This is a genomic window from Streptomyces atroolivaceus, from assembly GCF_000717025.1.
Lineage (GTDB): Bacteria > Actinomycetota > Actinomycetes > Streptomycetales > Streptomycetaceae > Streptomyces > Streptomyces atroolivaceus.
In genome coordinates this window covers 799,431-811,291 of the sequence record NZ_JNXG01000002.1, presented here as the reverse complement: position 1 = coordinate 811,291, position 11,861 = coordinate 799,431, and the positions used below count along the sequence as shown (strand labels likewise).

Here is an 11,861-nt window from a genome sequence, read left to right as displayed (position 1 = left end):
GACAAAGTGATCCCAGACAGACACCCCCGAAACGGACCGTTAACACATGTTCCGGAGAGCGACGCACGATATCCGGACACCTCGGTCAGAAAAACGAGTTGACGAAAGGCCCGGACCCCCACAGTGTCTGCGGGGGTCCGGGCCTCATGTCAATGGCTCGTACTGACGGTTCGCCGGCCGCGGCGGACGAACCCCGGCAGGCCGGCGTTCCTCGTCGGGCCGCCCTGATCCGTCAGGTCAGCCGTTCTTCGCGCGCGAGGCCGTGCGGCCACGCTGCTTCGCGTCCAGGACGACCTTGCGGATACGGACCGTCTCCGGGGTCACCTCGATGCACTCGTCCTCGCGGCAGAACTCCAGCGACTGCTCCAGGGAGAGCTTGCGCGCGGGCACCACGTTCTCGGTGGTGTCCGCGGAAGCCGCACGCATGTTGGTGAGCTTCTTCTCCTTGGTGATGTTCACGTCCATGTCGTCGGCGCGCGAGTTCTCGCCGATGATCATGCCCTCGTAGACCTCCGTGCCGGCCTCGGTGAAGATGACACCGCGCTCCTGGAGGTTGACCATCGCGAACGGCGTCACCGTGCCCGAGCGGTCGGCGACCAGCGAGCCGTTGTGGCGGGTGCGCAGCTCGCCGAACCACGGCTCGTGGCCCTCGAAGATGGAGTGCGCGATACCCGTGCCACGGGTCTGCGTCAGGAACTCCGTGCGGAAGCCGATGAGACCGCGGGAGGGGACGATCCACTCCATGCGGACCCAGCCCGAACCGTGGTTCGTCATCGTCTCCATGCGGCCCTTGCGGGTCGCCATCAGCTGGGTGATGGCACCGAGGTGCTCCTCGGGGGAGTCGATGGTCATGCGCTCGATCGGCTCGTGCGTCTTGCCGTCGATCTGCTTGGTGACGACCTCCGGCTTGCCGACCGTCAGCTCGAAGCCCTCACGGCGCATCTGCTCGACCAGGATCGCCAGCGCGAGCTCACCACGGCCCTGGACCTCCCAGGCGTCGGGGCGCTCGGTGTCCAGGACACGGAGGGAGACGTTACCGATCAGCTCGCGGTCCAGGCGGTCCTTCACCTGGCGGGCGGTGACCTTGTGGCCCTTGCCGCCCTTGCCGACGAGCGGCGAGGTGTTCGTGCCGATGGTCATGGAGATGGCCGGCTCGTCGACCGTGATCAGCGGGAGCGCGATCGGGTTCTCGGGGTCGGCGAGGGTCTCGCCGATCATGATGTCCGGGAAACCGGCCACGGCGCAGATGTCACCCGGGCCCGCCTTCTCGGCGGGCTTGCGGGTGAGCGCCTCGGTCATCAGGAGCTCGGTGATGCGCACGTTGGAGATCGTGCCGTCGCGCTTGATCCAGGCGACCGTCTGGCCCTTGCGCAGCTCGCCCTGCTCGACGCGGCACAGCGCGATACGGCCGAGGAAGTTGTCGGCGTCCAGGTTGGTGACGTGGGCCTGCAGCGGGGCGTCCTCGTCGTACTCCGGTGCCGGGACCGTGGAGAGGATGGTCGTGAAGAAGGGCTCCAGGCTGTCGCTGTCCGCGGGGACGGTGCCGTTCTCCGGCTTGGTCAGCGAGGCGACGCCGTCACGGGCGCAGGCGTAGACGATCGGGAACTCGATCTGGTCCTCGTCCGCGTCCAGGTCCAGGAAGAGGTCGTAGGTCTCGTCGATGACCTCGGAGATCCGGGAGTCCGGGCGGTCCGTCTTGTTGATGCAGAGGATGACCGGCAGCTTGGCGGTCAGGGCCTTGCGCAGGACGAAGCGGGTCTGGGGCAGCGGGCCCTCGGAGGCGTCGACCAGCAGGACGACCGCGTCCACCATCGACAGACCACGCTCGACCTCGCCGCCGAAGTCGGCGTGGCCGGGGGTGTCGATGATGTTGATCGTGATCGGGTCCCCGCCGTCCTTGGGGTGATACTTCACCGCCGTGTTCTTGGCGAGGATCGTGATGCCCTTCTCACGCTCCAGGTCGTTCGAGTCCATCATGCGTTCGTCGAGGTTCTCGGCGGCGTGCGCGGCGAAGGCGCCCGCCTGCTTGAGCATGGCGTCGACCAGCGTGGTCTTGCCGTGGTCGACGTGGGCGACAATGGCTACGTTACGGATGTCGTGGCGCGTGGGCATGGGTGGCTTGCGCTTCTCTCGGATCGTGGGATCAGGCGTCTCAGTCGGTCTCGAGTCCTCGTACGCCCGCCGGGCGGCACGCCACGGCTAGTCCAATGGTACGGGCCCGATGGGTCCGGGGCTTCCCGGGCCGATCCCCAGGGCGGGACCACAGCCACAATTCAGCCGATATTCAGCCGGTATTACGTCATCATCCAGCCGGTGAGCGGCCGGACGGCAAGGGGTGTGAGAAGACGAGCAGCCCGGGTCGGGTCGGACAACACCTTGCCCGCCGGGGATCCGGCGGGCAAGGGAGTTGAGCTCCTTCTGAGCTTCGCGCAGGGCCTTGACCTGCTACTTCTTACGATTCGCGGGAAACGTGCCGCTTAGCGCCCGGTGAATCCGATGTCCTCGTAGCGGGGGTCCGCGAAGCCGAAGGCGCCGATGTTCGCCAGCTTCTTGTCGACGGCGACCAGCTGAGGCCTCTGATAAAGCGGAATCGATCCTGCGGCAGCCCAGATCCGTGCGTCGGCCTGCTTCAGCAGGTCCCTCGACGCCTTGGCGTCGAGCTCGGCGACCGCGCGGTCGAAGAGCTGGTCGATGTGGTCCGAACCGACCCTCGTGTAGTTCTGCTCGACGAGCAGCGAACCGTCGGTGGCCGGCTCCGGCTTGGCGAAGATGGGACGTCCGTCGGTCGCCGGATAGGCGGTGGCGGGCCAGGAGTACAGCGCCAGGTCGTAGTCGCCCGAGGCGATGTGGTCCTTGAAGTAGCTGTCGTCGTCGACCTTGGTGATCTGGGTGCTGATACCCACCGCGTCCAGCATTTCGACGATCTTCTCACCGACGGCGCGCAGCGACTGTGATCCGGGACCCGAGGGCAGGACGAAACGGAGGGTCAGCGGCTTGCCGCCCTTGCCGAGGCGGTCCTTGACCGAGACGGGGGCCGGTGCCGCGGTCCCCGCGGGGGCATAGGCACCAGCGGCACCGCCGGGCTGCTTGTCCTGCGCGGTGACCCCGGCGTCGCCGGCGCGGCGGTCACCCGGCTTCCCGTCGCCGACGACGTACATCCCCTCGTCGCGCGAGGCCTCGCCGTCCTTCTCCTCGGCCGCCTTCCCGGCCTTCTCCTCCGGCGCCTTCGCAGCCTTCTCCTCGGCTGCCGTCTTCCCGGCCTCGCTGCCCGCCTTGGTGTCCTCGCGCTTCTTGGCGGCTCCACCCCGGGTCCACCCCGCGTCGGCCAGCAGCGCCTGCGCCTCCTTGGTGTCCTGTTCGCCGAGCGCGCCGCTGCCGTCCTTGTACGCGGGCTGCCCGGCCAGGGCCAGGTGGCTGCCGGGCGGCTTCGCGGGCAGCCCGAGCGGCTTCAGTACGGTGTCGGCCAGCTCCTGCCGGTCCAGGGTGCGGGCGACCGCGCGGCGCACCCTGTCGTCGGAGAGTGGCCCCGACTCCCCGTTCAGCGCGAGCTGTGTGTAGGCGGGCTCCAGCGACTTGCGTACGGCGTACTCGCGCAGCGACTTCTGCTCGGCGGCGTACGCCGCGACGGCCTCCCGGTTCTTCGCGCGGGCGGCCTTCGCCGTCTCGGCGGCCTCCTCGTCGGAACCGTGGGCCAGCGCCCAGGACCGCAGGGCGGCGGCCGGGGTGATGCCGGCGCCCGGGCCGTGGGCGGGCGGCGCGCCGTTCCCGTCGCGATAGCGGGCCGCGAGGGCGATGCTGTCCGCCGTCGCCGGATCGATGTCGGCGACGTCCACCGTGCCCTCGGTAAGCGCCTCGGTGCGGTCCTCGGGCTCGACGGCGCGGAAGACCAGGGATTCGAGTCTGGCCTCGTTCCCCCACCAGCGCGGGTTCCGGTCGAGCACGACCGTCCCCTTGGCCTTGCTCACGCTGCGCAGCCGGAACGGCCCGGCGGTGTTCTTGAGGGTGGTCCTGGCGCCGTCGTTGAAGGTGCCGGGGGAACCGGTCACCTCCTTCGGGTACAGCGGCGAGAAGAGCGAGCGCCAGTCGGCGTACGGCTTGGAGAACGTGACGCGGACCTGCAGATCGTCCTTACCGCGTTCGATCTTCTCGATCCGCTCGTACCCCGCGTTGCGCGCGGTCCAGAACGCCGAGTCCTTGCCGCTCAGCGCGCGCCACTGGGCGACGAAGTCGGGGGCGCCGATCTCCCGGCCGTCGCTCCACACGGCCTGCTGGTTGAGCTTGTAGAGGACGACCTGCTTGGGTTCCTGCTCGATGACCTTCGCCGACTCCAGGTAGTCGGGGTTCAGCCTCGGCTCCCCCCGCGCGTCCATGGGGAAGAGGGAGGGCAGCAGGGCGCCGGTGATACGCGTGGTCGCACCGTCGGCGTCGGCCTGGAAGGTGTTGAGGGTGGCGGGGACCGCGTCGATCGCCCAGGTGAGGGTGGAGCCCTCGCTCACCCGCTCCCGGGACACCGGGGTGATGTCCTGCGGTGCGGCCACCGGGGTGGGGCCCTCGCTGTGCGAGGTGCAGCCCGCCAGTACCGGGATGGTGAGCACACCTGTCGCCAGGAGCGCGACCGAGCGGCGCTTTCGGGCCGTCCCGCGTGGGACGCCGACGTGGGCCATGGCTGATACCTCCGGGGCCGGCCCGGCCCACCCCGTACCGGAATGGACCGGATGATGCGTTCTGGTGGCATTTGCAGTTGATCAGACTGATTCGCTGACCCACTGAACGCACCTGCACGCGCGGGCGGGGGCAGACACGGCCGCCGGGGCCGCGGAAGTCACCCGTGCGGCCCCGGTCTCGTCACCGGCCCGGCAGTGGACGCGGAGGCCGCAGCGGGGCCGACGACGCGGCGATGCTGCACTCCCTCAGTGCCGCGCCGGGGTCCCTCGGCGCGGGCCTCGGAGCCACGCGCCGAAGAAGCGCGCGCGCCGCCGGGCGAGCCCGGCGCTCTCCTCGGCCAGACCCTCGTACGCGAAGTGGCCCGCCCGCAGCACCATCAGTTCCCGGGGGCCGGGCAGCGCGTTGTGCACGGCGAACTGCCCCGGCGGCGGCACCGCCGGGTCGAACAGGGCCGCTGCGACGAGCGTCGGCAGCTCCAGCCGTGCGGCGGCCGTCGCCGCGTCGAAGTACCGCAGCACCTCCGTCACCTCGGGGTGCTCGCGGTGGTGGGCGCGTACGGACTCCCCGCTGCCGGCGCAGGGCAGGGTGAGCCGGAGCGGGTGGTTGCCGAAGGTCGGGACGGTGAGCTGCGCGGCTCCGAACCGTTCGTCCCAGGGGAGCGCGAGGGCCCCGAGCCCGCCGCCGAAGCTCTCCCCCAGGTAGCCGAGGCGACCCGGACCAGCGAGCTGGGGCGCCAGCTCCTGGAGCGCCGAGGCCGCACACCACAGGTCGGCCACGCAGTCGCCGATGACGTAGGTGTCGCGCGACCGGATTCCGTGCAGGACGTGCTCCGCGGCGTCACCCGGGACGCCGGGCAGCAGACCACGGGAGCCCATGCCCCGCACGCAGGGCAGGATCGCGGCGGACCGGGGCAGCGGCAACGGCACGTCGGGACCGGGCCCCAGGCGGCCGCCGTACCCGTGCCCGATGACGAAACCGTGCTCCGCCGCACCCTCGACGGGCAGCGCGAGCCAGCCGCCCAGGCGTACGCCGCGCACGGAGGTGAAGGTCACGCCGTGCAGCCGGACCCCGTCGCGCTCCCCTTCCACCGGGCCCACCTCGGGGGCGGTCGCCACCGCGCGGGCCTGGTCGTGACGCGCCTTCCAGAAGACCTCGAAGCCTTCGGGCGGGCCAGGCGCCGGTATGCGAAGCAGGTCGTCGAGCGTCCTGCCGTAGGCGGGGTCGAAGGGGAAGTCGTGTGCGAACGGGGCCATGAACAGGACGGTAACCGTCCTCCGGAAGCCCCGGGTCCCGGTGTTGCGGCGGCGTTCCGGACGGGCGGCTTCCGGTCGCGGGTGCGCCCGCCGCTCGCCGCGGAACGCTCCAGCATCCGACCGTCCGGGGCTTCCCGGGCCCCCGGCTCCGGGAAGCCCCGGACGCGGCCCGGTGCGGGCGTGCCGCCGACCGGGCGGAACGTGCCGGGTCGCGGGCGATACTGGGCGGACATAGCCTCCCAAATGTGACACCGCCAGCGAGTCGTACCGGGACGCTCCGGTCTTCGATACCCGGCAGAGCCCTCCTCGCCGCCCTGACAGCGGCGCTCTGGATCGCCCTGGCGGGCGGCCCGGGCGTCCGGGCCGAGGACCCCCTGACCCTGTCCCGCGACGGACAGGTCACCGACCGGGTGGGGGCGCTCGGAGACCGGGAGCCCCAGGTCGAAGCCGCCCTCGACCGCTTGTTCGAGGAACGGCAGGTGCAGCTGTTCGTGGCGTACGTCCGTGACTTCTCCGGCCGCGACGCCCGGACCTGGACCGACGAGACCGCGAACCGCAACGGCCTGGGCCAGGAGGACGTGCTGCTGGCGGTGGCCACGCACGACCGGCAGTACGCCTACTCCGCCGACCAGGGGTCACGCCTCACCGACGCCCAGCTCCAGGACGTGGCGAACACGGCGATCGAGCCGGCCCTCCGGCAGAACGACTGGGCGGGAGCTGCCGTCGGCGCCGCCGACGGCTACGCCGCGGTGCTCGCCGGCGACCCGGTCCCGGCCCCCGCCGTCACCCCGGGCGCCGCGGATCCCGGGGGCGGCTCCGACAGCGGCGCCTCCGCCGGCCTGATCGTGCCCGTGGCGGTGCTCGTCGTCGCCCTCGCCGTCGCGGCCTTCGCCTTCACCCGCCGCAGGCGCCGTACGAGAACCAGGACGACACCTGCGGCGGGCGGCTGGGGCGGTGCGGCCGGAGCTGCGGCGGAGCCGCCGGTTCCGCTGCCGGAACTCGACGCGCGGGCGAAGGCCGACCTGGTCGACACGGACGACGCCGTGCGCACCAGCGAGGAGGAACTCGGCTTCGCCACGGCCCAGTTCGGCGAGGAGGCCGCAGCTCCGTTCGCCGAGGCGGTCCAGCACTCCAAGGCCGGGCTGACCGCCGCCTTCCGGCTGCGGCAGCAGGTGGACGACGCCGTTCCCGAGGACGACGCGACGCGTCGCCGCATGCTCGACGAGATCATCAGCCGCTGCGCGGACGCCAACGGACGGCTGGACGCCATGTCGGAGGACTTCGACCGGCTGCGCGCCCTCGAACAGACCGCCCCGGAGGCCGTGGCCACCGCCGAGACCACGCTCCGCGACCTGGTCGCACGCGTCTCCGCCTCGGAGACGGCTCTCGGCGCGATGCGGGACCGGTACGCCGAGTCGGCCTCCGCACCCGCCGCCGAGGACATCGAACAGGCGCAGGACCGGCTGGACTTCACCACGTCCACCCTCGACCAGGCGCGGCAGGCCGTGGACAGCGGCGACAACTCCCGGGCCGCGGTGTACGTCCGTGCCGCGGAGGGGGCGATCAGGCAGGTGTCCACCCTCGTGGACGCGGTCGGCCGGCGGGCCGGGGAGCTGTCCGAGGCCGCGGAGAAGCTGCCGGGCGCGCTCACGGAGACGGAGACGGACCTGGCCGACGCCAGAGGGCTGCTCGACGGCACCCCGGAGGGAGTGCCGACCGCGGACCTGCGGGGCAGGGTCGCCCGTGCCGAGGCGGTGGTCGGCGATGTGAGGGGGGAGCTCGCCTCCGGGCCGTACGACCCCGTCGACGCGCTGCGCAGGGTGGAGGAGGCCGACGCGGCGCTGGACGAGGCGCTGGCGGGAGCCCGGGAGCAGGAGCACGGCGGCCGACGGGCGCGTTCGCTGCTCGATCAGGCGATGCTCACCGCACGGGCGGCGATCGGCGCCGCCGCGGACTTCGTCGCCACCAACCGGGGAGCGGTCGGCAGTCAGGCGCGGACCCGGCTGGCGGAGGCCCAGCGCCGGTGGGAGAGGGCAGGGGAGCTGTCGGCCGGGAACGACCCCCAGGGGGCCCTGGCCGAGGCACGGCAGGCGGACGCACTGGCCGCGCAGGCACGGAGCCTGGCCGAGCAGGACGTACGCGGCTATCGCGACCGCAACGGCTTCGGCGGTCCGCGCGGCGGAGGCGGAACGGGCGGCGCCGTTCTCGGAGGCATCATCCTCGGCGGGCTGCTGGGCGGCGGGCGCGGCGGCATGGGAGGAGGGTTCGGCGGCGGGTTCGGCCCTTCCGGCGGCTTCGGTGGCGGACCGGGCAGCTTCGGCGGCGGAGGGACCCGTGGCCGGCGGGGCGGAGGCGGCCGCTTCTGAAGCCCGCACGGGCCGAGCCCGGACACCGGGTTGCGTACGACGAGATCTCGCACAAGGAGAGGTGCCATGACCAAGCAGACCGTCCTCGGCCGCGTCACTCAGCTGGCGCGGGCCAACATCAACGCCCTGATCGACCAGGCCGAGGACCCGCGGAAGATGCTGGACCAGCTGATCCGCGACTACACGGACAACATCGTGGAGGCCGAGCAGGCGGTGGCCGCCACCATCGGCAACCTCAGGCTGATGGAGGAGGACCACCGGGAGGACGTCGACGCGGCCAGGGAGTGGGGCCGGAAGGCGCTCGCCGCCAGCAGGAAGGCCGACGAGCTGCGGGCCGGGGGGTCGGGCGTGGACGCCGACAAGTTCGACAACCTCGCCAAGGTGGCGCTGGGGCGGCAGCTCCAGTCGGAGCAGGAGGCGAAGACGGCGGAGCCGACGATCGCCTCGCAGACGGTGGTGGTGGACAAGCTGAAGTCGGGCCTGGACCAGATGAAGGCCAAGCTGACCCAGCTGAAGTCCAAGCGCGACGAACTGGTCGCTCGCGCCGCGTCCGCGCAGGCGCAGAACCGGATGATGGACGCCGTCAGGAGCATCGACGTCATGGACCCGACGAGCGAGCTCGGCCGCTTCGAGGACAAGGTGCGGCGCGAGGAGGCGAGGGCGGTGGGCAAGCAGGAACTCGCCGCGTCGTCCCTGGACGCCCAGTTCGAGCAGCTGGACAGCCTCGGGGACAGCGCGGAGATCGAGGCCCGGCTCGCCGCTCTGAAGTCAGCCGCGTGACGGGACGCCGCCTCGGGACGTACGCCCCCTCAGTACATGCTCAGCAGCTGCTCCACGGAGAGTTCGGCGGCCGGCTCCCCGTGCGGCAGCGCCAGTTCGAACCAGACCGTCTTGCCGCGCGGGGTACGCCGCGAACCCCAGGCCGCACTGAGCAGCCCGACCAGTTGGAGCCCGCGGCCGCCCTCGTCGGTGTCGCGTGCGCGCCGGCGCCGCGGCTGGACGAGGCCGGCGTCCCACACCTCGCACACGAGCGTGCGGTCGCGGAGGAGCCTCAGCCGTATCTCGCCCTCGCCGTAGCGCAGGGCGTTGGTGACGAGCTCGCTGACGAGCAGTTCGGTGGTGTCCACCAGGTCGTCCAGGCCCCAGGCGGTGAGCTGTTCGCGCGCCAGTTCCCGGGCAAGGGCGACCGAACGCAGCTCACGCGGAAGCCGCCAGTCGCCCACCGCGTCCGGCGCGAGACCCTGGATACGGGCCATCAGCAGGGCGATGTCGTCCTCGCCGTGCCGGGTGTCGAGCGTCGTCAGCACGTGGTCGCAGACGTCTTCGAGGGGCTGTGACGGATCGGTGAGGGCCTCCCGGAAGGAGTCGAGCCCCTCGTCGAGCGGATGGTCGCGGGACTCGACGAGCCCGTCGGTGTAGAGGGCGAGGAGGGACCCCTCCCTGAGCTCCACCTCGACCTCCTCGAAGGGTTCTCCCCCGACGCCGAGCGGCATGCCCGGCGGTACGTCGAGCAGCAGGGCGGGTTCGCCCGGCTCGGCCACGACAGGGGGGAGGTGCCCGGCGTTGGCGAAGGTGCACCGCCGGGTGACCGGGTCGTACACCGCGTACACGCAGGTCGCCAGGTACACCTCGGAGAGATCGGCCTCGCGGGACTTGTGGGCGGCCCGTGAGGGCCACTGGGCGCCGCCGCCCGCCCCGAAGCCCTCGCTCCGTTCGCCGCCCCCCGGGGTCCCGAGGCCCCGGGCGACCTCGTCCAGGGCGGAGAGGACCTCGGCGGGTTCCAGGTCCAGCAGTGCCAGTGTGCGTACGGCGGTGCGCAGTTCACCCATGGCGACGGCCGCCCGCAGCCCGCGGCCCATGACGTCGCCGACGACCAGGGCCGTGCGGTGGCCCGGCAGCTCGATCACGTCGAACCAGTCGCCGCCGACCTCGGTGGCCGTGTTGCCCGGCAGGTAGCGGCAGGCGATGTCCAGACCCGCCGCCTCGGGGTCGCCCGGCGGGAGCAGGCTGCGCTGGAGGATGAGCGCGCGCTCGTGCTCCCGGCGGTAGAGGCGGGCGTTGTCGATGCAGACGGCGGCGCGGGCCGCCAGTTCGGTGGCCAGCGCCCGGTCGCGCTCGCCGAAGGGCTCGCTGCCCTTGGTGCGGGAGAACTGGACGAGGCCGACGACGATGTCGTGCGCGACCATCGGCACGGCGAGCGTGGAGTGGACGAAACCGAGTCCGTCGCCGGGCACGTCCTCGACACGGCCCGTCCGCAGGGCGACGGCACAGGGCGAGTGGAACGGGTAGCGGTGGACCGAGCCGAGAGCGGGCGGGCCCGTGTCCCCGTGGGTCTCCGCGCCGCTTCCGCCACCGGTGCCGCCGAGGACTCCCGGGAGCGCGTCGGACACGGCGCTGGCGTGGGCCACCCGGCGCAGGTCGGCCGTGCCCGTACCGGACTCCTGGTGGTGCCTGCCCCAGCTGGCGGGCGAGGCCTCCTCACCGGTGAGCAGTCCCTGGAACAGGTCGACCGAGGCGAGGTCGCAGAAACCCGGCACGGCGACGTCGAGCAGCTCCCGGGCCGTGGTCTCCAGGTCGAGGGAGTTGCCGATGCGCGCGCTGGCCTCGTTGAGCAGGGCCAGATTGCGGCGGGCGCTGGCCGCCTCGCGGGCCGCGATGTGCCGTTGCGTGACATCGGTGGCGAGACCGGCGATGCCCACGGGGCGCCCGGAGCCGCTGTGCACCCGGTAGAGGTTCATGGACCAGTGGCGCCGGCCCACGGCCCCGGGCGGGGTGCCGACCAGCTGGAGGTCGGTCACGGCGTCACCGGTCTCCAGGACGCGCTTGAGCGTCATGGAGAGGCGTTCGGCCTCGGGGCGGGCCAGGTAGTCGTCCACCGTGCGGCCACGGTGATCGTCTGCCTCGCCCCCGAAGACGGTGGCGAAACGCCTGTTGGCCCGTACGACGGTGAAGTCGGTACCGAAAAGGACGAAACCGAAGGGAGATTGGCCGAAAATCGCCTGCGAGGCTGCAAGGTCGGTCTCGATGCGCCGCAGCGCTCTGACGTCCACGACGATGCAGAGCGCGGCACGCTCCCCGGTTTCCGTCTCGCTCGGCATGACGTAGATCTCGGCCAGCCCACGCACCGCGTTCTCGCCCGGGATCCGGAACGGGACGAGGCCCGTCCACTCCTTGCCGTCCAGGATCTCGCCGACCCGCCTGTGGGCGTCGGGGCGCAGCTCGGCGGGCATGAACGCCTCGACCGGGTCCCTGCCCACCACCTCTTCGGAGGCCATGCCGAAGAGGCCGGCGGCCCTCCGGCTCCACTGCTCGATCAGGCCGTCGGGCCCGATCGAGAAAGAGGCGACCCTGATGTAGTCATAGATCGAGCCGGGCGGGCTGTTCTGCCACATGACGTCGCCCGCCGTCCCAGGTATCTCGCTCACGCGACCGTCCCCTCCAGCTCACACACCGGACCGGTCCTGCCCGCAGTATTCAGCACTACGGGCCTCACCGGCACGGCGTTCACGATCACAGCACGGTCTCAGTCCCTTTCAGCCAGGTTCTGCCCGACCTCCGGTGATCGCTGTGCGTCCCT

At 72.0% G+C, this 11,861-nt stretch carries 5 protein-coding genes and 1 pseudogene; 2 read left to right on the top strand and 4 right to left on the bottom strand.

Translation table 11 applies throughout. From position 1 onward, the window contains the following. Positions 1 to 237 precede the first annotated feature (237 nt). From typA to OO67_RS06975, 3 genes and pseudogenes are all read right to left on the bottom strand, one after another. Positions 238 to 2,112, bottom strand: a complete 1,875-nt coding sequence (typA, locus tag OO67_RS06985; RefSeq protein ID WP_033298037.1) for a translational GTPase TypA — start codon at positions 2,110 to 2,112, stop codon at positions 238 to 240. A gap of 333 nt (positions 2,113 to 2,445) precedes the next feature. Continuing rightward, positions 2,446 to 4,664 (bottom strand): annotated as a pseudogene (locus OO67_RS06980) (ABC transporter family substrate-binding protein). A 246-nt stretch (positions 4,665 to 4,910) separates the two neighbouring features. Next, the gene (locus tag OO67_RS06975) at positions 4,911 to 5,918 is read right to left on the bottom strand and encodes an acetylxylan esterase (RefSeq protein ID WP_051709191.1); all 1,008 of its coding nucleotides are present in this window, start codon (positions 5,916 to 5,918) and stop codon (positions 4,911 to 4,913) included. 245 nt (positions 5,919 to 6,163) lie between these two features. Here OO67_RS06975 and OO67_RS06970 point away from each other — a divergent pair, with 245 nt between their 5' ends. Both OO67_RS06970 and OO67_RS06965 read left to right on the top strand, forming a co-directional pair. Then, a complete protein-coding gene (locus OO67_RS06970; protein ID WP_033298033.1) occupies positions 6,164 to 8,284 on the top strand; it encodes a TPM domain-containing protein in 2,121 nt (706 codons plus the stop codon). 66 nt (positions 8,285 to 8,350) lie between these two features. After that, positions 8,351 to 9,064, top strand: a complete 714-nt coding sequence (locus OO67_RS06965; protein ID WP_033298031.1) for a PspA/IM30 family protein — start codon at positions 8,351 to 8,353, stop codon at positions 9,062 to 9,064. Positions 9,065 to 9,093: 29 nt separating this feature from the next. Here OO67_RS06965 and OO67_RS06960 read toward each other — a convergent pair whose 3' ends face one another. Continuing rightward, positions 9,094 to 11,676, bottom strand: coding sequence for a SpoIIE family protein phosphatase (locus tag OO67_RS06960; RefSeq protein WP_033298753.1), 2,583 nt, complete (start codon positions 11,674 to 11,676; stop codon positions 9,094 to 9,096). Positions 11,677 to 11,861 lie beyond the last annotated feature (185 nt).